This window comes from Rhodoferax sp., assembly GCF_014859475.1.
In the GTDB taxonomy this organism is placed as follows: domain Bacteria; phylum Pseudomonadota; class Gammaproteobacteria; order Burkholderiales; family Burkholderiaceae_C; genus Rhodoferax.
This window is the reverse complement of sequence record NZ_JACUUE010000028.1, coordinates 1-23765: the sequence shown is the minus strand read 5'-3', so window position 1 is coordinate 23765 and position 23765 is coordinate 1. Positions and strand designations below refer to the sequence as shown.

General features: G+C 61.2%; 26 protein-coding genes and 1 tRNA gene. 12 read left to right on the top strand and 15 right to left on the bottom strand.

Features of this window, described 5'->3' with window-relative positions; all coding sequences use genetic code 11:
- The 4 genes from secA to IBX54_RS04625 all read left to right on the top strand — a co-directional run.
- The coding region (gene secA, locus IBX54_RS04640; protein WP_296541494.1) for a preprotein translocase subunit SecA at nt 1-2233 on the top strand (2233 nt) is incomplete at its 5' end.
- 13 nt (nt 2234-2246) lie between these two features.
- Nucleotides 2247-3476: a bifunctional glutamate N-acetyltransferase/amino-acid acetyltransferase ArgJ gene (argJ, locus tag IBX54_RS04635; RefSeq protein ID WP_296541493.1), complete on the top strand. Its 1230-nt coding sequence runs from the start codon at nt 2247-2249 to the stop codon at nt 3474-3476.
- The gene (locus tag IBX54_RS04630; RefSeq protein ID WP_296541492.1) at nt 3473-4351 is read left to right on the top strand and encodes an ATP-binding protein; all 879 of its coding nucleotides are present in this window, start codon (nt 3473-3475) and stop codon (nt 4349-4351) included. Before argJ ends, IBX54_RS04630 begins: the two co-directional genes overlap by 4 nt.
- Nucleotides 4348-4812: an NUDIX domain-containing protein gene (locus IBX54_RS04625; protein ID WP_296541491.1), complete on the top strand. Its 465-nt coding sequence runs from the start codon at nt 4348-4350 to the stop codon at nt 4810-4812. Before IBX54_RS04630 ends, IBX54_RS04625 begins: the two co-directional genes overlap by 4 nt.
- Nucleotides 4813-4819: 7 nt before the next feature.
- Here IBX54_RS04625 and IBX54_RS04620 read toward each other — a convergent pair whose 3' ends face one another.
- The 7 genes from IBX54_RS04620 to IBX54_RS04590 form a co-directional block, all read right to left on the bottom strand.
- On the bottom strand, nt 4820-5023 hold the full coding sequence (locus tag IBX54_RS04620; RefSeq protein WP_296541490.1) for a DNA gyrase inhibitor YacG: 204 nt from the start codon (nt 5021-5023) through the stop codon (nt 4820-4822).
- A complete protein-coding gene (gene zapD / locus IBX54_RS04615; RefSeq protein WP_296541489.1) occupies nt 5020-5775 on the bottom strand; it encodes a cell division protein ZapD in 756 nt (251 codons plus the stop codon). Before zapD ends, IBX54_RS04620 begins: the two co-directional genes overlap by 4 nt.
- Before the next feature lie 12 nt (nt 5776-5787).
- Nucleotides 5788-6414, bottom strand: coding sequence for a dephospho-CoA kinase (gene coaE, locus IBX54_RS04610; RefSeq protein WP_296541488.1), 627 nt, complete (start codon nt 6412-6414; stop codon nt 5788-5790).
- 3 nt (nt 6415-6417) lie between these two features.
- Nucleotides 6418-7257: an A24 family peptidase gene (locus tag IBX54_RS04605; protein WP_296541487.1), complete on the bottom strand. Its 840-nt coding sequence runs from the start codon at nt 7255-7257 to the stop codon at nt 6418-6420.
- Nucleotides 7257-8471, bottom strand: a complete 1215-nt coding sequence (locus IBX54_RS04600) for a type II secretion system F family protein (protein WP_296541486.1) — start codon at nt 8469-8471, stop codon at nt 7257-7259. The genes IBX54_RS04605 and IBX54_RS04600 overlap by 1 nt, the downstream gene beginning before the upstream one ends.
- Nucleotides 8472-8600: 129 nt before the next feature.
- A complete protein-coding gene (locus IBX54_RS04595; protein WP_296541485.1) occupies nt 8601-9281 on the bottom strand; it encodes a dienelactone hydrolase family protein in 681 nt (226 codons plus the stop codon).
- A 34-nt stretch (nt 9282-9315) separates the two neighbouring features.
- Nucleotides 9316-10434: a signaling recognition particle receptor family protein gene (locus IBX54_RS04590; RefSeq protein WP_296541484.1), complete on the bottom strand. Its 1119-nt coding sequence runs from the start codon at nt 10432-10434 to the stop codon at nt 9316-9318.
- A 185-nt stretch (nt 10435-10619) separates the two neighbouring features.
- Between IBX54_RS04590 and IBX54_RS04585 the strand changes: the two genes are divergently transcribed.
- Genes IBX54_RS04585 through IBX54_RS04560 form a run of 6 tightly spaced genes read left to right on the top strand, consistent with a single transcriptional unit; the run spans nt 10620 to nt 15303 of the window.
- The gene (locus IBX54_RS04585; RefSeq protein ID WP_296541496.1) at nt 10620-11903 is read left to right on the top strand and encodes a pitrilysin family protein; all 1284 of its coding nucleotides are present in this window, start codon (nt 10620-10622) and stop codon (nt 11901-11903) included.
- Nucleotides 11904-11924: 21 nt separating this feature from the next.
- On the top strand, nt 11925-13310 hold the full coding sequence (locus tag IBX54_RS04580) for a pitrilysin family protein (protein WP_296541495.1): 1386 nt from the start codon (nt 11925-11927) through the stop codon (nt 13308-13310).
- Nucleotides 13311-13340: 30 nt separating this feature from the next.
- The gene (gene rsmD / locus IBX54_RS04575) at nt 13341-13973 is read left to right on the top strand and encodes a 16S rRNA (guanine(966)-N(2))-methyltransferase RsmD (RefSeq protein ID WP_296541483.1); all 633 of its coding nucleotides are present in this window, start codon (nt 13341-13343) and stop codon (nt 13971-13973) included.
- 36 nt (nt 13974-14009) lie between these two features.
- Nucleotides 14010-14513 (top strand): pantetheine-phosphate adenylyltransferase, encoded by a 504-nt coding sequence (gene coaD / locus IBX54_RS04570; RefSeq protein ID WP_296541482.1) that lies wholly within the window; start codon nt 14010-14012, stop codon nt 14511-14513.
- A gap of 16 nt (nt 14514-14529) precedes the next feature.
- Nucleotides 14530-14985, top strand: coding sequence for a universal stress protein (locus IBX54_RS04565; RefSeq protein WP_296541481.1), 456 nt, complete (start codon nt 14530-14532; stop codon nt 14983-14985).
- 48 nt (nt 14986-15033) lie between these two features.
- Complete coding sequence (locus tag IBX54_RS04560) at nt 15034-15303, top strand: YfhL family 4Fe-4S dicluster ferredoxin (RefSeq protein WP_296541480.1); 270 nt, start codon at nt 15034-15036, stop codon at nt 15301-15303.
- A 53-nt stretch (nt 15304-15356) separates the two neighbouring features.
- Here IBX54_RS04560 and IBX54_RS04555 read toward each other — a convergent pair whose 3' ends face one another.
- The 8 genes from IBX54_RS04555 to IBX54_RS04520 all read right to left on the bottom strand — a co-directional run bounded on the left by IBX54_RS04555 (nt 15357) and on the right by IBX54_RS04520 (nt 21805).
- Nucleotides 15357-15710, bottom strand: a complete 354-nt coding sequence (locus tag IBX54_RS04555; RefSeq protein ID WP_296541479.1) for a hypothetical protein — start codon at nt 15708-15710, stop codon at nt 15357-15359.
- 76 nt (nt 15711-15786) lie between these two features.
- A complete protein-coding gene (gene pth / locus IBX54_RS04550) occupies nt 15787-16425 on the bottom strand; it encodes an aminoacyl-tRNA hydrolase (protein WP_296541478.1) in 639 nt (212 codons plus the stop codon).
- 237 nt (nt 16426-16662) lie between these two features.
- Nucleotides 16663-17304, bottom strand: coding sequence for a 50S ribosomal protein L25/general stress protein Ctc (locus IBX54_RS04545; RefSeq protein ID WP_296541477.1), 642 nt, complete (start codon nt 17302-17304; stop codon nt 16663-16665).
- Between the two features lie 93 nt (nt 17305-17397).
- On the bottom strand, nt 17398-18375 hold the full coding sequence (locus tag IBX54_RS04540; RefSeq protein WP_296541476.1) for a ribose-phosphate pyrophosphokinase: 978 nt from the start codon (nt 18373-18375) through the stop codon (nt 17398-17400).
- A gap of 58 nt (nt 18376-18433) precedes the next feature.
- Nucleotides 18434-18510 (bottom strand) — tRNA-Gln (locus IBX54_RS04535).
- Between the two features lie 36 nt (nt 18511-18546).
- A complete protein-coding gene (gene ispE / locus IBX54_RS04530) occupies nt 18547-19383 on the bottom strand; it encodes a 4-(cytidine 5'-diphospho)-2-C-methyl-D-erythritol kinase (protein ID WP_296541475.1) in 837 nt (278 codons plus the stop codon).
- 170 nt (nt 19384-19553) lie between these two features.
- Complete coding sequence (locus IBX54_RS04525; protein ID WP_296541474.1) at nt 19554-20018, bottom strand: lipoprotein insertase outer membrane protein LolB; 465 nt, start codon at nt 20016-20018, stop codon at nt 19554-19556.
- A gap of 32 nt (nt 20019-20050) precedes the next feature.
- A complete protein-coding gene (locus IBX54_RS04520; protein WP_296541473.1) occupies nt 20051-21805 on the bottom strand; it encodes a tetratricopeptide repeat protein in 1755 nt (584 codons plus the stop codon).
- 23 nt (nt 21806-21828) lie between these two features.
- Between IBX54_RS04520 and mutM the strand changes: the two genes are divergently transcribed.
- Both mutM and mutY read left to right on the top strand, forming a co-directional pair.
- Complete coding sequence (mutM, locus tag IBX54_RS04515; protein WP_296541472.1) at nt 21829-22644, top strand: bifunctional DNA-formamidopyrimidine glycosylase/DNA-(apurinic or apyrimidinic site) lyase; 816 nt, start codon at nt 21829-21831, stop codon at nt 22642-22644.
- Between the two features lie 24 nt (nt 22645-22668).
- Complete coding sequence (gene mutY / locus IBX54_RS04510; RefSeq protein WP_296541471.1) at nt 22669-23697, top strand: A/G-specific adenine glycosylase; 1029 nt, start codon at nt 22669-22671, stop codon at nt 23695-23697.
- Nucleotides 23698-23765 lie beyond the last annotated feature (68 nt).

The window sequence follows — 23765 nt, the reverse complement described above, 5'->3', positions numbered from 1 at the left end:
CGCCGACATCACCTACGGCACCAACAACGAATACGGCTTTGACTACCTGCGCGACAACATGGTCTATGAGGCCGGCGACCGGGTGCAGCGTGGCCTGAACTACGCCATCGTCGATGAGGTGGACTCCATTTTGATCGACGAGGCGCGCACGCCGCTCATCATCAGTGGCCAGGCCGAAGACCAGACCGATTTGTATGTGGCCATCAACCGCATCGTGCCGCAGCTCGAAAAACAAGAGGGCGAGGCCGACCCGCACACCGGCGAGGGTATCACCAAGCCGGGCGACTTCACGCTCGACGAAAAAACCCGCCAGGTATTTCTGACCGAGCGCGGCCATGAAAACGCCGAGCGCATTCTGTCCGAAATCGGCCTGCTGGCCGAGGGCGCGAGCCTGTACGATCCGGCCAATATCACGCTGATGCACCATTTGTACGCCGCGCTGCGGGCCAACCACCTGTACTTGCGCGACCAGCATTACGTGGTGCAGGGCGGCGAGGTGGTGATTGTGGACGAGTTCACCGGGCGCCTGATGAGCGGGCGGCGCTGGAGCGAAGGCCTGCACCAGGCGGTGGAAGCCAAGGAAGGCGTGGCGATCCAGCCCGAAAACCAGACCATGGCGTCGATCACGTTCCAGAATTACTTCAGGCTCTACGGCAAGCTGGCCGGCATGACCGGCACCGCCGACACCGAGGCCTACGAGTTCCAGGAAATTTACGGCCTCGAGACGGTGGTGATGCCGCCCAACAAGCCCAGCCGCCGCGACGACCAATTGGATCGCGTTTACAAGACCACCAAAGAAAAATACGACGCTGCGATTGCAGACATTCGCGAGTGTTATGAGCGCGGCCAACCGGTGCTGGTGGGCACCACCTCCATCGAGAATTCCGAGATCATTGCCGAGTTGCTGGAGAAAGCAAAGCTGCCGCACCAGGTGCTTAACGCCAAACAGCACGCGCGCGAGGCCGACATCGTGGCGCAGGCGGGTCGCGCCAAGATGGTCACCATCGCCACCAACATGGCGGGCCGTGGCACCGACATCGTGCTGGGTGGCAACATCAGCAAAACCCTGGAGGCCATCGAGGCCGACGAGTCGCTCGATGCCGCTCAGAAGCAGCAGCAGCTTGATGCCGTGAATGCCCAGTGGGCCAAAGACCACGAGTTGGTGACCTCGCTGGGCGGCCTGCGCATCATCGCCACCGAACGCCATGAGTCGCGTCGCATCGACAACCAGTTGCGCGGCCGCTCGGGGCGCCAGGGCGACCCCGGCTCGTCGCGCTTTTACCTGAGCCTGGACGACGCGCTGATGCGCATTTTTGCCGGTGAGCGCGTCAAGGCGATCATGGACAAGCTCAAAATGCCCGAAGGCGAAGCCATCGAAGCGGGCATGGTGACGCGCAGCATCGAGAGCGCTCAGCGCAAGGTGGAAGCGCGCAACTTCGACATGCGCAAGCAATTGCTCGAATACGACGACGTGGCCAACGACCAGCGCAAGGTGATCTACCAGCAACGCAACGAGATTCTGGATGCGACCGACCTGTCGGCGCAAATCCAGTCGCTGCGCGAAGGCTGCTTTGAAGACCTGGTGCGCCAGTATGTGCCGGTTGAATCGGTCGAAGAGCAGTGGGATTTGCCGGCGCTGGAGCGGGTTTTGTCCGATGAGTGGCAGATGACCTTGCCTCTGCAGCATCAGGTGAACGCCGCCAGCGCCATCACCGACCACGACATTCTGGACACCGTGCGCAATCATGCCAACACCGTGTTCGACGAGAAAGTCGCCATGGTCGGGCTTGAAAACTTTACCCAGTTCGAGCGTATGGTGCTGCTGCAAACCATCGACAGCAACTGGCGCGACCACCTGAGTGCGCTGGATTATTTGCGCCAGGGCATTCACCTGCGCGGCTACGCCCAGAAGCAGCCCAAGCAGGAGTACAAGCGCGAGGCCTTCGAGCTCTTTGGCCAGATGCTTGATGCGGTCAAGAACGAAGTCACCAAAATTCTCATGACGGTGCGTATCCAGTCCAACGAAGAGGCGGCTGCCGCTGCCGCCGATCTGGAAAGCCGCGCCGAGCGCATCAGCAACGTCACCTACACCGCGCCCACCGAGACCGGCGCGGTTGAAATCAAGGTGGACGAAACCACCATGCCGGTGGTGGTGCCGCGCGTGGGCCGCAACGAACCCTGCCCCTGTGGCAGCGGCAAGAAATACAAGCACTGCCACGGCAAGCTGGCTTGAGGAGGCATCCGCCATGTCCGTCAATCTGTCTGCCCCCAACCCGGCCGAGTTGTTCCCGATTGCCGGTGTGCGCATCGGCGTTACCGAAGCCGGCATCCGCAAGGCCAATCGCAAAGACCTGACCGTGGTGCTGCTCGATGCGGGTGCCTCGGTGGCCGGCGTGTTCACGCAAAACCGGTTCTGCGCCGCGCCGGTGCAACTCTGCCGCGAACACTTGGCCAGCGACCAGGGCATTCGTGCCATGGTCATCAACACCGGCAATGCCAATGCCGGCACCGGCGAAGATGGTCTGGCGCGAGCGACCCTCACTTGTCAGGCGCTGGCCAGCAGGCTCGGTTTCGACAAACAGCAAGTGTTGCCGTTTTCGACTGGCGTCATCATGGAAACCCTACCGGTTGAGCGCATCGAGGCTGGGTTGGATGCCGCACTGGCCGATGCCAAACCCGACAACTGGTTGCGCGCTGCCCAAGCCATCATGACCACCGACACCGTGCCCAAGGCGTTTGGCGCGCAGCTCATGATTGACGGCAAGCGCGTCAGCATCACCGGCATCAGCAAGGGCGCCGGCATGATTCGCCCCAACATGGCGACCATGCTGGGCTTCCTGGCCACCGACGCCTGCATTAGCCAGAGCGTGATGAAACAACTGGCCACCGAGCTGGCCGAGGGCTCGTTCAATCGCGTCACGGTCGATGGCGACACCTCGACCAACGACTCGTTCGTGGTCATTGCCACCCACCAGGCGGCACACGCGCCCATCACGGCGCTGGACAGCCCGGCGGGCCAGGCGCTCAAGGCCGCCATGCTGGGTGTGGCGCGCCAGTTGGCGCAAGCCATCGTGCGCGACGGCGAGGGCGCCACCAAGTTCATCACGCTGCAGGTTGAAGGTGGCAAAACGCAGGCCGAGTGCCGCCAGGTGGCCTATGCCATTGCGCATTCGCCGCTGGTCAAGACGGCGTTTTTTGCCAGCGACCCCAATCTGGGCCGTATTCTGGCGGCCGTCGGTTATGCCGGCATTACCGACCTGGACCAGACCGGCATCGACCTGTACCTGGGCGACGTGCTAGTGGCTGTCAAAGGCGGGCGCAACCCCGATTACCGCGAGGAAGACGGCCAGCGCGTCATGCAGCAGGCCGAGATCACGGTGCGCGTCTTGCTGGGCCGGGGCGATGCCAGTGACACGGTCTGGACGTGTGACCTGAGCCACGACTACGTCTCAATCAACGCCGATTACCGCTCATGAATGCGAGTTTCGAGCACCTGCTGCAACGTGCCGAGCAGCTCATCTCCCGCATCGAATCGGTGCTGCCGCAGCCGCCAAGCCAGCCCGACTGGCGTGCATCGAGCGCGTTCAGGTACCGCAAGCGCAGTTCCGGCCGCGCCACGCTGGAGCCGGTGCGCCATGTCGGCGCCATGGCGCTGACTGACCTGAAGGAAATCGAGCCGCAAAAAGAAAAAATCCAGCGCAACACCCGTCAGTTTGTCAGCGGTCAACCGGCCAACAATGTGCTGCTGACGGGCGCGCGCGGCACCGGCAAATCGTCGTTGATTCGCGCCTGCCTGAACGAATTTGCCGAGCAGGGCCTGCGCCTGATCGAGGTGGACAAGGCCGATTTGACCGACCTGCCAGACATTGTCGATCTGGTGTCGGAGCAGCCCTTCAAGTTCATCGTGTTTTGCGACGACCTGAGTTTTGACGAAGGCGAGCCCGGCTACAAGGCGCTCAAGTCGATCCTGGACGGCTCGGTGGCCGCCACCACCGCCAATGTGCTGATTTACGCTACCAGCAACCGGCGTCACCTGTTGCCCGAGTACATGAAGGAAAACCTCAGCTACACCCACACGGCTGACGGTGAGGTGCATCCGGGCGAGGGTGTCGAGGAGAAAATTTCGCTGTCGGAGCGTTTCGGCCTGTGGGTCAGTTTTTACCCGTTCTCACAAGACGAGTACCTGACCATCGTGGCCCAGTGGCTGGCATCCTTTGGGGTACCGGCAGCTGCCATAGAGTCGGCAAGGGCGCAAGCGCTGGTGTGGGCGCTGGAGCGCGGTTCGCGCAGCGGCCGCGTGGCCTACCAGTTTGCCCGTGACTATGCCGGCCAGCACGCACTGTTTTCATGAACACAGGCGACACCGCGACGCCACTGGTGGCCGATGCTGCCGAGCCGCGCCAGGGAGGGGTTAACCGCACCGTGGTCGATGTGGCGGTCGGTGTGCTGATTCGCCCGGACGGCGATTTTTTGCTGACGTCGCGCCCAGCGGGTAAGGTCTATGCCGGTTACTGGGAATTTCCCGGTGGTAAGTTCGAGCCAGGCGAGTCGGTGCAGCAGGCGCTGCAACGTGAGTTGTACGAAGAGCTTGGCATTCACATTGACCGCATTGAACCCTGGCGGCAGGAACTGGTGGACTACCCGCACGCGTTGGTGCGCCTGCATTTTTGCAAGGTGTGGGCCTGGTCGGGTGAGTTGCAAATGCGCGAAGCCCAGTCGTTTGCCTGGCAGCGCCTGCCGGTGTCGGTCAGCCCGGTATTGCCCGGCACGGTGCCGGTGCTGCAGTGGCTGGCCGAAGAACGCGGCACTTAAAGCGGGTCTATTCAGGCAAAAAATCTTCAGGGGGCTTTACGGCAGGCACGGCAAACTGCTCGCTGGCCCAGGCGCCCAGGTCGATCTGCTTGCAGCGCTGCGAGCAGAACGGGCGGTAGCGGTTGGCGGCGGCATAGACGCTGAGGCCGCCACACGTCGGGCAGGTGACGATTTTGGTGGGCAGGGTGGTTTGAGCGGCGGGCTGGCTCATGCGCACAAGGCCAGTTCCAGACTGACATCTTCGGTGACGGTCTGCTGTCGATTGTCTTCGCCTTGATGCGTCAGCCGCACCGACACCATCAGCCGGTTGCCGCTGATTTCGGGCACCATGTCAAGCGCTTCGTCGATCGCCAGGCGCAGCAACAAAAAAGTGCGTCCTTGCGGCAGGCTTTGCTGCAACTGCCCGTTGTTGACGATGACCTTTTGCGGTGCGCCGGAGTCGCGCAACAATTTGAGCAACAGGTGCACGGTGTCGGCCATGGGCTTCAGGGGCAGGGCCCATTGCTGCAACTGCGCCTGCCTGACTTCAGTGGGCTTGTGCTGCCAGGCGTGGTAGGAGGGCAAATCGAAGCCACAGGTGCCGCCCGGGATGGCGATGCGGCTGCGAATGGCCATGAGCCATTCGTTTTCGGTCAAGGGCTGGCCAATTTTGCCTGTGAGGCTGTTGATGGCTTCAAAGCGCTGGTCGAGTTGCCCGATCACCTCGTCGAGCACCGACTCGGCAATGGCCGGGTTGCCGCGGTAGCTGTCGAGGGTGTGTTTTTGTTTGTCCAGGTCTTTCAGCAGATCGGATTTGAGGTCGGAGCGCGTGCTGACTTCGAGAATCTCGAACAGGGTTGCCAGCGCAAAGTGGTGATCTATGGCCTCCACCCGCTGCAACAATTGTTGCAGCTGGATGAAAAGATGCTCCAGTCGCAAATAGGTGCGAATGCGTTCTTGCAATGGGAATTCGTAGAGGATCACGCTAATAATCGGTCAGGTCGTAAAGGGTAATGATAGCCTGAAGCGCGGCGCCAGGGCCGCCACTTCCAGGCGCAAATCCGCAAGCGACAAACTGTCATTGAAGATCACGCTGTCGGCGGTCTGCAAACGGCGCAGGCGCTGGCTTTGGTTGGCCATGATGGCCTCGACCGCCGGGCGCGTCATGGCATTGCGCGCCATGACGCGCGCGATCTGGGTTTCAGCCAGGCAGTCCACCACCAGCACATGGTCCACCTTTTGGCGCCAGGTGGCTGATTCCACCAGCAGGGGCACATCAAAAACCAGACAGGCATGACCGGCTGCCCGGGCCGCGCTGGCCTGGCGCCAGGTTTCCTGCCCCACCAGCGGGTGGATGATGGCTTCGAGTTGCCTTTTGGCAGCGGGGTCGGCAAAGGCCAGCTCGCGCATCCGGTCGCGGTCCAGCGCCCCCTGCGCGGTGATGAAGTCAGCGCCAAATTGCCCGGCAATGGTCTCGATGGCGGCGCCGCCCGGGGCGGTGAGCTGGCGGGCGATGGCATCGGCGTCAATGACGGCGGCCCCGAGCCCGGCCAACAGCGCAGCCACGGTACTTTTGCCGCTGCCAATACCGCCGGTCAGTCCGACATGAAACGGTGCCGCCACAAGCTACAACCCGACAGCTTTGAGAATGGCATTGGGTCCGATCACCATGGCGGTGAGGCCGGCCAGTGACAAAAATGGGCCAAACGGCACATAGCCGCCTTCGCGCAGGTTCTTGGCGAACTTCATGGCGATGCCCACCACGGCACCGATCACAGAGGCCATCAGGATGATGGGAACGAGCGCCTGCCAGCCAAACCAGGCCCCCAGCGCGGCAAAGAGCTTGAAGTCGCCATAACCCATGCCCTCCTTGCCGGTGACCAGCTTGAAGGCCCAATAGACCAGCCAGAGCGACCCATAGCCGCCCACGGCGCCCCAGAAAGCATCGGGCAGGCTGGTCGCGGTCAGGTTCAGTGCGGCACAGGCCAGCCCGGCCCACAGCAGCGGCAGCGTCAGGTCGTCGGGCAACAGCGTGGTGTCCCAATCGATCAGGGTGAGCGTCAGCAAGGCGGCGCAAAAGGCGCACCAAACCAACGCGGTGGCACTGACGCCCCACTGCCAGCCACACCACAAAAACAGCAGCCCGGTAACGAGTTCAACCATTGGGTAGCGCAGGCTGATGCCCGCCTTGCAATGGCCGCAGCGCCCGCGCAACACCAAATAGCTTAGCAGCGGAATATTTTCGTACCAACTGAGCTGGTGGCCGCAGCTTTGGCAGCGCGAGCGTGGTACCAGCAGATTGAAGGCGGGGCTATCGGGCGGGGTCTGGCCCTGCAGGTCGGCGCATTCGGCCTTCCACTGGGCCTCGAGCATGACCGGCAGGCGGTAAATGACCACGTTGAGAAAACTGCCGATGAGCAGCCCCAATATGCCAAGCAGGCCGGCGTCCATGGCTTGCGCGCTCATCAGACCACCTGTCCGAGCTTGAAGATGGGCAGGTACATGGCGACCACGATGCCGCCGATGACGGTGCCCAGAATCACGATGATGATGGGCTCCATCAGGCTCGAAATGCCGGCCACCATGTCGTCCACCTCCGACTCGAAAAAGTCGGCTGACTTGCCCAGCATGTGGTCGATGGAGCCTGATTCTTCGCCGATGGCACACATTTGCAGCACCATCGACGGGAACAGGTTGGCGTTGGTCATGGCCTGCGTGAGTGCCGTGCCGGTGGAGACTTCCTGCTGAATTTTGACCGTGGCCATTTCATATACCGAGTTGCCAGACGCGCCGCCCACCGAGTCCAGTGCCTCGACCAGCGGCACGCCGGCAGCAAACATGGTGGACAGCGTGCGCGTCCAGCGGGCGATGCATGATTTTTCAACAAGGACCCCGAAAATGGGCAATTTCAACATGATGCGGTCCATCACGAGCTGCATTTTTTTGCTGCGCCGCCAGGCCTGCATGAAGAAATAAAGACCACCGCCGATGCCGCCAAAAATCAGCCACCAGTACTGCACAAAAATCTCGCTGATGGCAATCACCATCAGGGTCGGGGCGGGCAGGTCGGCCCCGAAGTTGGAAAACACTTCCTTGAATGCCGGCACCACAAAAATCATGATCACTGCGGTGACCACAAAAGCCACCACCAGCACCGAGATGGGGTACATCAGGGCCGATTTGATCTTGGATTTCATGGCCTCGGTTTTTTCCATGTAAACCGCCAGCCGGTCGAGTAACTGGTCCAGGATACCGGCGGCTTCGCCGGCCTCGACCAGATTGCAATACAGGTTGTCGAAGTACAGCGGGTACTTGCGAAAGGCCACGCTCAGCGAGGTGCCGGTTTCGACGTCGTTGCGGATGTCGTTGAGCAGCCGGGTCACGCTCGGATTGGGGTTGCCGCGGCCGACAATGTCAAAAGCCTGTAGCAGCGGCACGCCCGCTTTCATCATGGTGGCGAGTTGGCGCGTGAAAATGGCCATGTCCTTGGGCTTGATGGCTTTGCCCGCGCTCATGCGCCTTTTTTTGATCTTGGTGGGCATGATGCCCTGGCGGCGCAAGGAAGATTTCACCTGGTTTTCGCCTGCCGCACGCGTTTCGCCGCGCACCTGCTTGCCGTTGCGGTCCTTGCCCTCCCACTCAAAGACAATTTCCTTGACGGATTTTTTTTCGGTTGCCATAAGATCTTGAAAGGTTAAGTTAATCGTTGCTGACCGCAAGCACCTCTTTCAGCGAAGCAAGGTCTATTTTCACTTTTTTCAAGGCAAATTTGCGCTGGCTGGGCAAAGCAGCAGGCGCAGGGCTTGCTTTCAGGCCACTTCCGGGGCCAGCACCTGGGTCAAAAAGACGGCGATATCGGCCACCTCACGCGGGTGCACGCTGTGCGGCATCGGGTAGCTGTGCCATTGCACCGGGTAGCCCAGTCGGGTCAGCAGGTCGCGGCTGGCTGCGCCGCGCGCCGGGTCCACCACGGGGTCCTGGTTGCCATGCGCCATAAAAATGGGGGTGTTGGCGTTGGCCGGGTCGCGCTCGGCGGCAAAGTGCTCGGCCAGCGGCAGGTAGCCCGACAGCGCCATGATGCCGGCCAGCGCCTGCGGAAAGCGCAGTCCGGTGTGCAGCGCCATGGCGCAACCCTGTGAAAAACCCGCCAGCACGATGTTTTTGGCAGGTATGCCGCGCGCGATTTCGTGCGCTATCAACGCCTGGATGGCTTGCTCCGAGGCACGAATGCCGGCCTCGTCCTGGCGGCTGGTCAGGTCTGCGCCGCGAATGTCGTACCAGGCGGGCATGACATAGCCGCCGTTGATGGTGACCGGCATGCTCGGGGCGTGCGGAAAGATGAAGCGGATGGCAGGGCAGCCCGACAGGTCGAGCTCGGGCACCAATCCTGCAAAGTCGCCTCCGTCAGCGCCCAGGCCATGCAGCCAGATTACGGCGGCAGACGGGTTGGGGGCGGTTTCAATCTGGATGTGGGGGAGCGATGCGGTCATGTGGGTCGGATGGTGTGGGTTACAAAAAATCACGTTATGAGAGTAGCGCCTGGGCAAATTCGCGGGCGTTGAAGGTTTCCAGGTCTTCCAGCTTTTCGCCCACGCCGATGAAATACACCGGCACCGGGCGCTCGCGCGCGATGGCCGCCAGCACGCCGCCCTTGGCGGTGCCGTCGAGCTTGGTCACGATCAGGCCGGTCAAGCCCAGCGCGTCATCAAACGCCTTCACCTGCGTGAGCGCGTTCTGGCCGGTGTTGCCGTCAATCACCAGCAGCACCTCATGCGGCGGCGTGGCGAGCACGGCTGCTTCTTTGTCATCTGCGCCAGCGGACCGGCCCGCAGTGTCTTGGGCTGGCCCGGCTTTTTGAATCACGCGCTTGATCTTGAGCAGCTCCTGCATCAGGTGCAACTGGGTTGGCAGGCGCCCGGCGGTGTCCACCAGCACCACGTCGCGGCCACGCGCCTTGCCGGCGCTCACGGCGTCAAAAGCCACGGCCGCCGGGTCGCCGCCGTCCTGGCTGATGATGTCAACCGCGCTGCGGTCGGCCCACACCCCGAGCTGTTCACGCGCCGCCGCGCGGAAGGTGTCGGCAGCGGCCAGCAGCACGCTGGCCTGGCTGGCAGCCAGATGCCGGGTGAGCTTGCCGATGGAGGTGGTTTTGCCGGCACCATTGACACCCGCGACCATGATCACGGTGGGTTTGAAGCGGCCAATCACCAGCGACTTTTGCAGTGGTGCCAGCAGCTCGGTAAGCGATGCCACCAGCAAGCCCTTGACGGCCGCCGGGTCGGTGGTTTTGCTGTCTTTGACGCGGCGTTTCAGGTCTTGCAGCAAATGTTCGGTGGCCTTGACCCCGGTGTCGGCCATCAGCAGCGCGGTTTCCAGGTCTTCATAGAGCGCATCGTCGATCTGCGTGCCTGTGAAAACGGTGGCAATGCTGGCGCCGGTCTTGCGCAGCCCGGTCTTGAGTTTGTCGATCCAGGATTTCCTTGCCGGGGCCGGCGCGGGTTCCGTCACCGCAACAGGCGGCAGCACCGCGGTCTGCGCGGACGCGGCCGCCGGCATCGAAGCGGGTGGGGCCAGCGTTTCAGGCATCTCCGGGGTGATGGCTGGGGGCGGAACAGGGGGTTTTTTTTTGAAAAAACTGAACATTTGGTGAGATCGTGGTATCACTGCATTCTATGAAACACAACGCACCTGCTTTTTTACACCGTGGCATGACCCGATGGGCTGCTGCTTTGTTGCTCTGGACAACTCTGGCAACCGCCGCTGCCCAGGCGGCCGTCGCGCCTGAATCGCTGCCAGTGCAGGCTCAGCAGTTCACGCTGGCCAACGGCATGAGCTTGATCGTCAAGCCCGACCGGCGCGCCCCCACGGCGGTGCACATGCTGTGGCTGCGCGTGGGGTCGATGGACGAAGTTGATGGTACGTCGGGCGTGGCGCACTTGCTCGAGCACATGCTCTTCAAGGGCACGCCGAGCGTGCCTGCTGGCGAATTTTCGCGCCGTGTGGCCGCCTTGGGTGGCCGTGACAACGCCTTCACCAGCCTAGACTACACCGGCTACTACCAGCAAATCCCGGCCGCCCGGCTGGCCGACGTGATGCAGCTCGAGGCCGACCGCTTCGCGCACAACCAATGGCCCGATGAAGAGTTCAAAAAAGAGCTTGAAGTGGTCAAGGAGGAGCGCCGCATGCGCACCGAGGACAACCCGCGGGCACTGATGTATGAGGCGCTCAAGGCCACAGTGTTTGTGGCCTCGCCGTATCGCCGCCCCATCGTCGGCTGGATGAGCGACCTGGAAGCCCTGAAGCCCGACGATGCCCGCGCCTTTTATCAGCGCTGGTACGTGCCCGCCAACGCCGCGGTGGTGGTGGCTGGTGATGTCGATGTGGCCGAGGTGCGTCGTCTGGCCGAAAAATTCTATGGCAGCATCCCGGGCCGGGCCTTGCCCGAGCGCAAGCCGCGCGAAGAGCCGGTGCAAACGGGCATCAAACACATGACGTTCAAGGCACCGGCCGAGCAGGCGCTGGTGACGCTGGCCTACAAAGTACCGTCATTCCAATCCTTCGACGGCGGGCCTGATGAGGACGATGCGCTGGCACTGACCGTGCTGTCTGCCGTGCTCGACGGCTACAGCGGCGCCCGCCTGGAGCGTGCCCTGACTCAGGGCCCCAACCGCGTGGCCGACAGCGCCGGGGCTGACAACGGCCTGTGGGGCCGCGGCCCGCAATTGTTCACGCTGTCGGCCATTCCAGCCCAGGGTAAGACTGCTGAACAGGTGGAGACCGCGCTGCGCGAGCAAGTGGCGCGCGTTGCCGCAGAGGGCGTGACCGAGGCAGAACTCAACCGGGTCAAAACCCAGTGGGTGGCCAGTGCGGTGTACAAGCTCGACTCGGTGTTCAACCAGGCGCGTGAACTTGGCACCGCTTGGGTCCAGGGCCAGCCGCTCGATGCCAATGAACGTCTGATCCAGCGCTTGCGTGCCGTGACGGCAGACCAGGTCAAGGCGGTGGCGGCCAAATACTTTGGCGACGATCAGTTGACCGTGGCCCGCTTGCTGCCCCAGCCCCTGAACCAGGAACACAAGTCACGCACCGCCTCAGCGGGCGCCCGGCATTGAAACAGCCATTGAATGACACCCATGATCAGTCTGAAAAAAATAGCCAATCACGTTTTGGCGACAGTCGTCACCAGTCTTGTTTGCCTGCATTCCGCTGTGGCAGCCATTGCCATCGAACACTGGACCCAGCCCGGTGGCGCGCAGGTGTTTCTGGTGCAAAGCCACGCCATTCCGATGGTCGATGTGCAGATCGACTTTGATGCTGGCAGCCGCCGCGACCCCGCTGACCAGGCTGGCCTGGCCCAAGCCACGGCCAGCATGAGCGGCATGGGCGTGCTGGCCAATTCGGCGCGCGGTGAGCCGGCGCTGGATGAAAACGCGCTGGGCGAGGCCTGGGCCGATTTGGGTGCCAGCTTTGGCGGCCACGCCAGCAGCGACCGCATGAGCTTTGCCCTGCGCTCGCTCACCTACCCGGATTTGCTCGCCAAAGCAGTTCAATTGGCGGCACGTCAACTGGCTGCGCCGGCCTTTCCCGCAGACATCTGGCAGCGCGAGCGCGAAACCATGAGCGCCGCCATCAAGGAGGCCAACACGCGCCCGGCCACGCTGGCACAGCGCGCTTTTGATCAGGCTGTCTATGGTGCGCATCCCTACGGGTTTGAGACCACCGAGGACAGCCTCAAGCGCATCGAGGTGACACACATGGCCGAGCTGTATCGCCAGTCAGTTCAACCATGCCGCGCCAAGGTATCGCTGGTGGGTGCGTTGACGCGCGCCCAGGCCGATGCGCTGGTGACGCAATTGCTCGCCAGGCTGGTGTCGCCGCAGGCCTCGCCCGCCGCAGCATCCCCTTGCCCGGCGCTGCATGCTGTGGCCGAGGTTGCGCCGCTGAGTCAGGCCAGCGAGCAGCGCATCGCGTTTGACTCGGCACAGGCCCATGTGCTGCTGGGCCAGCCCGGCTACAAGCGCAACGACCCTGATTTTTTTGCCCTGCTGGTTGGCAATTACATTCTGGGCGGCGGTGGTTTCGTGTCACGCCTGACCACCGAGGTGCGTGAAAAGCGCGGCCTGAGCTACAGCGTTTACAGCTACTTTGCGCCAGGCCTGCATGCTGGTGCTTTCACCATTGGCTTGCAAACCCGCCCGGACCAGGCGGATCAGGCGCTGCAAGTCGCGCGCGATGTGGTGACCCGTTTTGTTGCCGACGGACCCACCGAGGCAGAGCTCCAGGCCGCCAAAGACAACCTGATTGGCGGTTTTGCGCTGCGCCTGGACAGCAACCGCAAGCTGCTCGACAACGTGGCCAACATCGCCTGGAACAACTTGCCGCTGGACTATCTGGACAATTGGGCGCAGCGCGTGCAAAAGCTCACCGTGGCAGACATTCGTTCAGCCTTCCAGCGCAAGCTGCAGCCCGACCGGATGGTGACCGTGGTGCTGGGTGGCCCGGGCGCAAACGCGCAGTGAAACCAGTGCCCCGCAGGTAAGATGCGGCGCATGAAGCGAACCCCAAGCCCAGCCAAACCCCGAGATGCCCGCACGCCCCGCCCGCGCGCTGTGCAAAGCCACGAAGTGCGCATCATCGGCGGCCAGTACAAGCGCACCAAGTTGCCGGTAGCCGACAAGCCCGGTTTGCGGCCAACGCCCGACCGGGTGCGTGAAACCCTGTTCAACTGGCTCGGTCAGGACCTGAGCGGCTGGCGCTGTCTGGACGCCTTTGCCGGCACCGGCGCGCTGGGTTTTGAGGCGGCTTCGCGCGGTGCGGCCCAGGTGTTGCTGGTGGAGCAGGATGCCGCGCTGGTGGCACAAATCAAACGCGTGCAGGAGCAACTCAAGGCGACGGCGGTGCAGGTGACTCGCGGTGACGCGCTGGCGGCACTGCGCCATGCCGCACCAGGCAGCCTGGAGCTGATTTTGCTGGATCCGCCGTTTGACTCGGCTCTGTTCGAGTCGGCCGTGCAGGCGGCCGCGCCCGCGCTGGCGGCGGCTGGCTTCGTTTATCTGGAATCCCCCAGACGCTGGCTTGATTCCGAGTTGCAGGGCTTGGGTTTGCAGCAGCATCGCTACCTCAGGGCGGGCCTGGTTCATGCACATTTGCTCAGACGCATCGACGCAGCCCAAGCGGGTTGATAATGCCACGATGTCAACTTCAGTCCACTCTTTGCCATGGCCAATGATCTGATCGTCGTCTATCCGGGTACCTTTGATCCGATCACGCTGGGCCACGAAGACGTGGTGCGTCGTGCCGCCCAGCTGTTTGAGCAGGTGATTGTGGCGGTGGCGGCCGGTCACCACAAAAAGGCCATGTTTTCACTGACCGAGCGGATCGACATGGCGCGTGAGGCGGTCAAGGCCTATCCCAATGCGACAGTGGAAAGTTTTGACGGCTTGATGCGCGACTTCGTGGTCAAGTGCGGGGCCAAGGCAATGGTGCGCGGCCTGCGCGCCGTGACCGACTTTGATTATGAGTTTCAACTGGCCGGTATGAACCGCAGCCTGATGCCCGGTGTTGAAACGGTGTTTTTGACGCCTGGCGACAAATACCAGTTCATTTCCAGCACTTTTGTGCGTGAAATCGCCACGCTCGGCGGTGAAGTAGATAAATTTGTCTCGCCCGCTGTCAATCAGCGGTTACTTGAAAAAGTGCGTAGTCTGAGCGCTAAAACCTGAATTTCTGGAGAAAAACATGAAGATTTTGTTGCCTTTTGATGGCTCGGCCGTGGCCCTGGAAGCGGTGCGTTTTGTCATTCGCATGGTCGCAGATGGCCTGCAGAGCAGCGTGGTGCTGGCCAATGTGCAGGAGCCCGCCAGCCTGTATGAACTGATGGTCGCGCACGACCCGCAGGTGATCGAGCAGGTCAGCGCAGCTGCCGGGGCCAACACCCTGCAAGCCGCGCAGGCGCTGCTCGATGCGGCGGGTCTGGTGTACGAGGTGGAAGTGGCCTCTGGCGACCCGGCGCATACGCTGGTGGATATTCTGGAAAATTACGATTGCGATTTGGTGGTGATGGGCGCCAGTGGCACCAGCGCCCTGCGCAGCGCGCTGCTGGGCTCAGTCTCCAACGAGATGCTGCATGCCGCCGCTGTGCCGGTGATGATCGTCAAGAGCGCAGAGCAAGTCAATGCTGACGTCACGGAATAAGCCAAACTTTTAAAATCTGGGCCTTATCACTTTTGCCCGATTGCGCTTATGGCCCTGTGGATCACTGACGAATGCATCAACTGCGATGTGTGCGAGCCCGAATGCCCCAATGATGCCATTTACATGGGGCAGGAAATCTACGAAATCGACCCGCGCAAATGCACCGAATGCGTCGGTCATTTTGACGAGCCGCAATGCGTGCAGGTGTGCCCGGTGAACTGCATTCCGGTCAACCCGGATTTTGTCGAAGACAAGGAAACCCTGTGGCAGAAGTACCGGCGCCTGCAGGCACAAAAGGCGGCTGTTCCTTCGGCTTGAAGGCACGCAGCTGATGGCTTGCTTGTGACGAGCCTCCCGGCTTTCAACCGCCGCTACTTTTGCGCTGGCGAAGCGCGTTTTTTTACTTTGGGCTTTTTCTGTTTTTGTTTTTTTGTGCCCACGGCCTTGGCGAGTGGCTTGGCTGGGGCGCTTGCGGCGCCTTGGGGTACGGGCTGGTTGTTCGCCAATTGGCGCTGTTCTTCTGCCAGACGTTGCTGCGCCATGGCGTTGGCGAGCCGGGCATCGGTGATGGCAGCTGCATCGGTCTGTAATTTTTGTTCAGGCAGGCGCGCGTCGTTGAGTTCCAGGGGCACGGCGCCCGGGCAGGGGAGCTGGCTGTAGGCGTTGCCGCATCGGTAAATAGTCTGGGCTTGAGCCGGCCACGTCAGAGCAACGCCAGCGATCATGGCTAAAGCTTGCCAGTGCGGTTTTTGCATCAGGATTCCCCTTGCTCCCTTAAGGGTGGAAGCTGGGCAAAGAATATCACGCGCCGCTGACTGGGGTTGTCAATGCGGGGGGAACGGCTGGTTTGGGTTTGTTGGGTCGGGGCGGTTTGCTGGTATGCACCAGACGTGTGGCCTGCGCCATGTCGCCCGACAAGAAATACGGCAGCGCCTTGAGCGCGCGATCGATGGTCTGATCGATGGCGATGCGGTGGTCCAGCGACGGTTTTTTGAGGACCCAGTGCAGCACTTCTGCCTTGTTGCCTGGGTGGCCAATGCCCAAACGCAGCCGCCAGTACTGGTCGCTGCCCAATTGGGCATGGATGTCGCGCAGGCCATTGTGGCCAGCGTGGCTGCCGCCCAGCTTGAGTTTGGCTTCACCCGGAGCAATGTCCAGGTCGTCGTGGGCGACGAGGATTTCCTGCGGCGTGATCTTGAAAAAATTGGCCAGTGCGGCCACTGATTTGCCGCTTAAATTCATGAAAGTTTGCGGCGCCAGCAGCCAGACAGACTGGCCATGAGCGCTGGTGCGTGCGACCAGACCTTGGTAGCTTTTCTCTGGTGCCAAATTGACCTTGAGCTCGCGCGCTACCGCATCGAGCCACCAAAATCCGGTGTTGTGGCGGGTTTGTTCGTATTCCGGCCCCGGATTGCCGAGCCCAACAAAAAGTCTGATCATGGCGGCATTATCTAGTAGTTCGTTTCATCAAAAAGCTTGCAAAATGAAATCGATGAATTTTTCAGGCTGGCTAGGCGCGAGGAGGCGACATAGCCGTAGCTATGGCAACGACGAGCAACAACGCCAGGATGGAAAAGACACGATTTCATGTAAGCGTTTTGGTGAAACGGACTACTAGCAACTGCACACAAAAAAGGGCTCACCGTGGTGAGCCCCTTGTGACAAGCACTGACAGACTTATTTTTTAGCGGCTTTTGCGGCCGGTTTGGCCTCTTCTTCTGCAGCTGGTTCATCAGCAGCTGCAACAGGCTCGGCGCCAGCGACGACCACCACAGAAACCACCACCGGGTTTTTGTCGCTGCCGTGTTTGACCGCTGACACGCCCTTGGGCAGGCTGATTTCAGCCAGGTGCAGGGAGGAACCCTTGCGCAGGCCGCTCAAGTCAACCTTGATGAACTCGGGCAGGTCTGCCGGCAGACACAGCACGTCAATTTCACTGATCACGTGGTTGGCAATGCAGCCTTCTGTTTTGACGGCTGGCGAGTTTTCATCACCGAAAAAGTGCAATGGCACCTTCATGTGCAGTTTGGTGGTGGCATCCACACGTTGAAAGTCCACGTGCAAGACGAGTTGCTTGAACGGATGAACCTGAACATCGCGCAGCAAGACCGGGCTGCTGGTGTCGCCAATTTCCATCGTCAATACACTGGAGTGGAACGCGTCTTTTTTCAGCGCGTGCCACAGGGCGTTGTGATCGACTTCGATCAGTTGGGGGGGCGTGGCGCCGCCATAGACGATGCCGGGCGTGCGCCCGGAAATGCGGAGACGGCGGCTCGCACCCGTGCCCTGCTTGGAACGCTCAAAAGCGGTAAATTTCATAACTGACTCCTGGAAGGGCCCACCGCGACCAATGGCACCCTGATTGAAAAAGCCGGGCACCTTTGACGGCGGCACCGGCGACTTGAAATCCGATCAGAAAAGATTTTCCTGATCAGAAAAAAAACTCATCACCGATTTGCCCTTGGCGATGCGCTGAATGGTCTCGCCAATGAGTGGTGCCACGCTGAGCTGGCGAATCTTGGGGCATGCCAATGCAGCGGGGGACAAGGGAATGGTGTTGGTGACCACCACCTCGTCCAGGGCCGCGCCACTGGTGATGCGATCGATGGCTGGACCTGAAAAAATGGGGTGCGTGCAATAGGCATACACCTTTTTGGCGCCACGCTCTTTCAGCACCTCGGCAGCCTTGACCAAGGTGCCTGCGGTGTCGATCATGTCGTCCATGACGACGCAGTTGCGGCCTTCGATTTCGCCGATCACATGCATCACTTCGCTGACATTGGCCTTGGGGCGGCGCTTGTCGATAATGGCCAGGTCGCAGTTGAGTTGCTTGGCCAGCGCCCGGGCGCGCACCACACCACCGACGTCGGGCGACACCACGATCAGGTCATCGTAGTTTTTTTGCCGCAGGTCACCGAGTAACACGGGTGAGGCATAAATGTTGTCAACAGGGATGTCAAAGAAGCCCTGAATCTGGTCGGCATGCAGGTCCATGGTCAGCACCCTGGCCACGCCCACGGCCTGCAGCATGTTGGCCACCACCTTGGCTGAAATTGGCACCCGGCTTGAGCGCGGACGGCGGTCCTGGCGGGCATAGCCAAAGTAAGGAATGACGGCGCTGATGCGCTCGGCGGAGGCCCGTTTGAGAGCATCCACCATGATCAGCAGCTCCATCAGGTTTTCATTGGTGGGTGCGCAGGTGCTTTGCACCACAAAGACATCACGGGCGCGCACGTTTTGTTTGATCTCGACGGTGACTTCGCCGTCAGAGAAGCGCCCTACCTCTGCATCGCCGAGGTTGATGTGCAGGTAATGGGCAATGTCATTGGCAAGGACGGGATTGGCATTGCCTGTAAAAACCATGAAATCAGGAGTTTGATCGGCGTGCATGGAAATCCCAACTTATGAATCGCTAATTGCATGTCACATTCGGACATGTGTAAATTTTTGGCAGGGGAGGAAGGATTCGAACCTTCGCATGCTGGAATCAAAATCCAGTGCCTTAACCAACTTGGCGACTCCCCTACGCGGGTTGAACATGAAACATGCTCAACCGATAACTCATTGTGCAGCCCAGCCCTGAAGGGGATGAACTGCCAAATTCCGGCATTCTTTGATCAGGAAACCGGCTTTATTGCCCATTTCAAAATCTTCCTCAATCCGCGCGAAAACCGCGCTTCCGGAGCCTGTCATTCTGCCATTCAACCCATGCGCGCCGCACCAGGAAAGTGCTTGCGTCACAGAGGGGCAAAGTAGCTCTGCAACAGGCTGCAAGTCGTTTCGACCAAAGTCAAATGCGTCTGCAGCGAAGTCCAAGATTGTAGCGGTTTTGGTGTCTCTATTCAGGGCTGGATGTGAAAAAATTCTTGCGGTCTGCAGACCGTCGCCAGGTTTGAGCACCACAAAACGGGCAGGTGGCAGCGTGATGGGCGTCATTTGTTCGCCAATGCCGCTCACCCACGCATTGTGGCCATTGAGAAAAAAGGGTACGTCGGCGCCCAGTTGCAGGCCGACTTGCTGGAGTTGCGCCAGGCTCAGCCCGAGCCCCCATAGACGGTTGAGCGCCAGCAGGGTCGAGGCCGCATCAGACGAGCCGCCGCCCAGCCCGGCCTGCTCCGGAATGTGTTTGGCAATGCCGATGTGAACGCCGTGCGGTGTGCCGCTGAGGGTTTGCAAGGCGCGCGCGGCGCGCACGATCAGGTCGTCGGCGGGCAGCGGCGTGGTCAGGTCTTCGCGGCTGATGGCACGGTTGGCGCGCAAGTCGAAGTGCAGGGTGTCGCACCAGTCGATCAGCATGAATGCAGATTCGAGCAAATGGTAGCCGTCGGAGCGGCGGCCAACGATGTGCAAAAACAGATTGAGTTTGGCCGGGGCCGGGACATCAAAGAGGGATTTCATCTAGTAGTCCGTTTCACCAAAACGCTTACATGAAATCGTGTCTTTTCCATCCTGGCGTTGTTGCTCGTCGTTGCCATAGCTACGGCTATGTCGCCTCCTCGCGCCTAGCCAGCCTGAAAAATTCATCGATTTCATTTTGCAACCTTTTTGATGAAACGAACTACTAGCGTTCAGGGTTCGAGAATGACGCGTATTTCAGCCTGGGGCGCGGGATTGGTGCGACGCGCCGTAATTTTGCCATGGGGGAATTGCGACTGATCCACCTGCCAACCGTCCATGCTTGTCGGGTCGCCCGCCAACCAGGCGAACAGTGCCGACACCGGCACGGGTGTGCCCAGCACACGGGCGATCAAGGCATCGATGTCGCTGAAATACTGGATGTCACTGCCGGTTTGAATTTGTGCCCGTTCGGGCGACCAGACAATGGCCGCCGCCGTGCTGCCCAAGGGCGTGTAAAAGTGCAATTGCCCTTGTTGCGGCTGGCCCTGCAGTTCAAAAGTTGACGAAAAGGCCTGGGATGCGAGCGATTCAGTGGCTTGCACGCGCACCGCCAAGCGCCCATTCCAGCTCGGGATATCGGCACCACCCGGGATGGTCCGGGGAGCGGCGCAGCCAAACACCAAAAAAAGCGTCAACAGGCCCAGCAGCAGAGATGCAAAGCGCTGCCTCACAGTGTGACGCGCAAACGTTGCAGTGTTTCTGTCATGGTCTCGTTGTCGGGATTGGCTTGGTGGCCTTCGCGCCAGATTTGCAGCGCCTCATCGTGCTGCCCGCTGACCCACAATACCTCGCCCAGATGGGCCGCTATCTCGGTGTCGGGTCTTTGACTGTAAGCGCTGCGCAGCAAATCAAGCGCTTCCTGGTTCTGCCCCATGCGAAAAGCCACCCAGGCCAGACTGTCCAGAATAAAGGGGTCACCGGGTGCGAGCGCCAATGCTTTTTCTATCAGTTGCCGGGCCTCGGGCAAGCGCAAATTGCGGTCAGCCAGCGCATAGCCCAGGGCGTTGTAGGCTTGCGCATCGTCCGGTTTGGCGGTGATCAATTGCCGCAGCAGTCGTTCCATTTCTGCAATATCGCCCATTTTTTCAGCCAGCATGGCCAGGTCGTAAAGAATGTCGGTGTCGCTCGGCTTGTCGGCCAGGGCCGCTTCAAGCAGTCTGCGGGCACGGGCGAACTGCTTTTGGTCGCGCAGAATTTCCACCGCGGTGCTGCGCTTGAGTTGAATGTCGGTGTGCGATTTTTCAGGCAGACTGTCGATCAATGCCAGCGCTTCTTCAATCATGCCCTGCCTGGCCATCAGACTGGCGCGCTTGAGTTGTGCCGCCAACAGGTCGTCGGGGTGATTGACGCGTTGCAGCCAGTCCTGGGCTTGCGGCAGGTCTTTGCGTTGCACTGCAATTTGTGCCAGCGACAAGTAGGCCTGCGACAGACCCCGGGGTGCCTGAGCGTCAGCGCGTGTCTGTGCGGGTGCATTCATCAGCTCGAGGTAATGCAAAAAATGGCTTTCCGCGGTGTCCCATTGGCGCATTTGTAGATGTATCGCCCCCTGCATCAACCAGGCCGGGGCATAGTCGGGCTGCTGCTGGTTGATGTTGCGCAGTTCTGCGTTGGCTTCGGCGTTGCGCATGGCCAGCAGCAGGGTTTGCACGTAAGCCATACGAAAATCCGTGCTGGGGGTGTTTGCCAAATGGTTCTTGACCAGGTACTCGGCCTTGTCCACGTTGGCTCGCATCAGGGTCAGGGCCAACCACGCCGGGTGATCCTGGTGAACGAGAAAAGTTTGCCCTTTTTCGGCGGCATGCAAGGCTTTCGACGTGTCGCCGGCGGCGACCCACATGCGGCCCAGCGTGGCCCAGGCGGTGGCACCCAGGGCAGGATCTGACATTCTGGATGCCAAGGCTTTTTGCACCACCGAGACTGCCAATTGCTTGTCGCTGGCGCGCTCGTAAAGAGGGGGAATGGCCCAGATCGTGTCCACACGTTCTGTCTGGGGCGTCAGCGCCAGCAAGCGTTTGAGCGGCTCCTGAGTTTCCGCCAGTCGATTCAGGTTCAACAGAATCTGCAGGACATAGCGGCTGGCATCCAGCGAAGCAGGAAGGGCCTCTTGCCAGGCCTTGGCTGCCTGGAGTGCGGAGTCACCCGAGCGCGCGCGCAGCGCAATTTGCACCGCTCGCCTGAAAAGTGCTTCGTCGCCGGTTTGACGCGCGGCATCGAGCAGCAAGGAAAAAGCAGCGGCGGGCTCTTGCGCCTGGGCGTTCAGTTCGCCGAGCAGCAATTGGTAAAAGAGCGCACTGTCGAGGGCTGAGCTATGGGCAGGTGTTCCGGGCGCAGCCGCCGTTTGGGCCTGGACGCTGGCACTGCAAGCCAGCAGCAGGGGCAATAGGAGACGGAAGTGTTGACGCATTTGGTCATAATAATTCATGTCCGTCAGATAAGAAGAAGGCAATGCCTGAATTACCCGAAGTTGAAGTCACCCGGCGCAGTTTCGCCCATGCCATTGAGGGCGCCACCGTGCAGACGGTGCGTTTGGGCAAGCCCCTGCGCTGGCCGCTGGGGTGCGCGCCAGAATGGCTGGTCGGCCGCCGGGTGCTGTCGGTGGGGCGGCGTGGCAAGTATTTGTTGATCGGCCTGGATCATGGACTGGTGCTGGTGCACTTGGGCATGTCGGGCAGCTTGCGTTTTGCCCCGGTTTTGCCTGCTGCGGGCGCGCACGACCATTTTGATCTGGTCACTTCGCTGGGCACCTTGCGTCTGCACGATCCGCGCCGCTTTGGCGCTGTGGTTTATGTTGACAGCCTGGACGACCCGCAAGCGCTCAAGCTGCTGGGCCACCTGGGGCCGGAGCCCTTGTCGGATGCGTTTGATCTGGTGCAGTTCCAGGCGCAGCTCAAGCGCCACCAGAGCGCCATCAAGTCGGTGCTGCTTGCTGGTGAGGCGGTGGTGGGCGTGGGTAATATCTATGCCTCTGAGGCGCTGTTTCTGGCCGGTATTCGCCCCACGGTGCGCGCGGCCAGGCTGAACCGGTCCAGGGCGGCGCGCCTACATGCGGCCATCGTGCAAGTGTTGGGCCAGGCGGTGGCGCTGGGCGGCAGCACGCTGCGCGATTTCTCCAGTGCCAGCGGCCAGGCCGGGTATTTCCAGTTGCAGACCATGGTTTATGGCCGCGCCGGCTTGCCCTGCCATGTTTGTGCCAGCCCGGTGCGCCTGCTCAAGCAGGGCCAGCGCGCCAGCTTTTATTGCGCCACCTGCCAAAAGCCCTGACATGCTTGTTGTGAGATTTTTCTGATGGACGGCTTTCTGGCATCGCAAGTGGTGCGCTGGCAAGCCCATGCGGGGCGCCACGATTTGCCCTGGCAAAACACGCAAGACCCTTACCGCGTCTGGCTTTCCGAGATCATGCTGCAGCAAACGCAGGTGGTCACGGTGCAGGCCTACTTTGCACGCTTTCTTGCGCGTTTTCCCGACGTGCAGGCGCTGGCGCAAGCGCCGCTGGACGAGGTGCTGCATCTGTGGGCTGGCCTGGGCTACTACAGCCGCGCGCGCAACCTGCACCGCTGCGCGCAGGAGGTAATGCGCCTGCACGGTGGCACCTATCCACGCACCGCGCAGCAATTGCAGACCCTGCCGGGCATTGGCCGCTCCACGGCCGCAGCCATTGCCGCGCTGTGCTTTGGCGAACGGGTGGCCATCCTTGATGGCAATGTCAAGCGGGTGCTGACGCGCTATCTTGGTTTTGCTGGTGACCTGGCGCAGGCGGCGCACGAGCGCAGCTTGTGGGAGCACGCCACACAGCTGTTGCCCAGCGGGCATGTGATGCGCGACATGGCGTGCTACACCCAGGGCATGATGGACTTGGGGGCGACGCTGTGCAGCAGTAAAAATCCGGCGTGTATGACTTGCCCGCTGGCGACGCGCTGTGTGGCCCGGGCTTTGGGTTCGCCCGAGAAATTCCCGGTCAAGTCACGCAAACTCAAACGCAGCGCCCAGTCGATCTGGCTGTTATGGGCGATCGCTGAAGATGGTGCCGTCTGGCTGAGCCAGCGGCCCACTCCCGGCGTCTGGGCGGGCTTGTATTGCCTGCCCCTGTTCGAGGACCGGCAAGCATTGCAGGCGGTGCTGGGGCAGCCGCAAGAGTCAGCGCTGCAAGACCTTCCGCCGTTCAAGCATGTGCTGACCCACAAAGACCTGTACCTGCACCCGGCGCTGATCCGGTTACAGAACCGGCACATGCTGCCGATTGAGGGGCAATGGGTGGACGCCGCGCAACTGGCCCGGCTCGGCTTGCCCGCGCCGATCAAGAAATTGTTGCTTTGACCCCAACTGATTCAACCTAGATTCCTCAGTTGACCGCTTGAAAACTTCGATAAGGCATTGAACTGATT

Excerpts from the sequence above, each read along its gene's own strand:
- IBX54_RS04520 (WP_296541473.1), bottom strand. The coding sequence starts at position 21,805 with ATGAATTATTATGACCAAATGCGTCAACACTTCCGTCTCCTATTGCCC.
- pth (WP_296541478.1), bottom strand. The coding sequence starts at position 16,425 with ATGATCAGACTTTTTGTTGGGCTCGGCAATCCGGGGCCGGAATACGAA.
- mutY (WP_296541471.1), top strand. The coding sequence starts at position 22,669 with ATGGACGGCTTTCTGGCATCGCAAGTGGTGCGCTGGCAAGCCCATGCG.
- rsmD (WP_296541483.1), top strand. The coding sequence starts at position 13,341 with ATGAAGCGAACCCCAAGCCCAGCCAAACCCCGAGATGCCCGCACGCCC.
- IBX54_RS04625 (WP_296541491.1), top strand. The coding sequence starts at position 4,348 with ATGAACACAGGCGACACCGCGACGCCACTGGTGGCCGATGCTGCCGAG.
- IBX54_RS04605 (WP_296541487.1), bottom strand. The coding sequence starts at position 7,257 with ATGAGCGCGCAAGCCATGGACGCCGGCCTGCTTGGCATATTGGGGCTG.
- mutM (WP_296541472.1), top strand. The coding sequence starts at position 21,829 with ATGCCTGAATTACCCGAAGTTGAAGTCACCCGGCGCAGTTTCGCCCAT.
- IBX54_RS04585 (WP_296541496.1), top strand. The coding sequence starts at position 10,620 with ATGAGCTTGATCGTCAAGCCCGACCGGCGCGCCCCCACGGCGGTGCAC.
- IBX54_RS04580 (WP_296541495.1), top strand. The coding sequence starts at position 11,925 with ATGATCAGTCTGAAAAAAATAGCCAATCACGTTTTGGCGACAGTCGTC.
- IBX54_RS04600 (WP_296541486.1), bottom strand. The coding sequence starts at position 8,471 with ATGGCAACCGAAAAAAAATCCGTCAAGGAAATTGTCTTTGAGTGGGAG.
- IBX54_RS04545 (WP_296541477.1), bottom strand. The coding sequence starts at position 17,304 with ATGAAATTTACCGCTTTTGAGCGTTCCAAGCAGGGCACGGGTGCGAGC.
- IBX54_RS04565 (WP_296541481.1), top strand. The coding sequence starts at position 14,530 with ATGAAGATTTTGTTGCCTTTTGATGGCTCGGCCGTGGCCCTGGAAGCG.
- IBX54_RS04590 (WP_296541484.1), bottom strand. The coding sequence starts at position 10,434 with ATGTTCAGTTTTTTCAAAAAAAAACCCCCTGTTCCGCCCCCAGCCATC.
- coaD (WP_296541482.1), top strand. The coding sequence starts at position 14,010 with ATGGCCAATGATCTGATCGTCGTCTATCCGGGTACCTTTGATCCGATC.
- IBX54_RS04540 (WP_296541476.1), bottom strand. The coding sequence starts at position 18,375 with ATGCACGCCGATCAAACTCCTGATTTCATGGTTTTTACAGGCAATGCC.
- IBX54_RS04595 (WP_296541485.1), bottom strand. The coding sequence starts at position 9,281 with ATGACCGCATCGCTCCCCCACATCCAGATTGAAACCGCCCCCAACCCG.
- ispE (WP_296541475.1), bottom strand. The coding sequence starts at position 19,383 with ATGAAATCCCTCTTTGATGTCCCGGCCCCGGCCAAACTCAATCTGTTT.
- IBX54_RS04560 (WP_296541480.1), top strand. The coding sequence starts at position 15,034 with ATGGCCCTGTGGATCACTGACGAATGCATCAACTGCGATGTGTGCGAG.
- IBX54_RS04555 (WP_296541479.1), bottom strand. The coding sequence starts at position 15,710 with ATGATCGCTGGCGTTGCTCTGACGTGGCCGGCTCAAGCCCAGACTATT.
- IBX54_RS04620 (WP_296541490.1), bottom strand. The coding sequence starts at position 5,023 with ATGAGCCAGCCCGCCGCTCAAACCACCCTGCCCACCAAAATCGTCACC.
- IBX54_RS04630 (WP_296541492.1), top strand. The coding sequence starts at position 3,473 with ATGAATGCGAGTTTCGAGCACCTGCTGCAACGTGCCGAGCAGCTCATC.
- argJ (WP_296541493.1), top strand. The coding sequence starts at position 2,247 with ATGTCCGTCAATCTGTCTGCCCCCAACCCGGCCGAGTTGTTCCCGATT.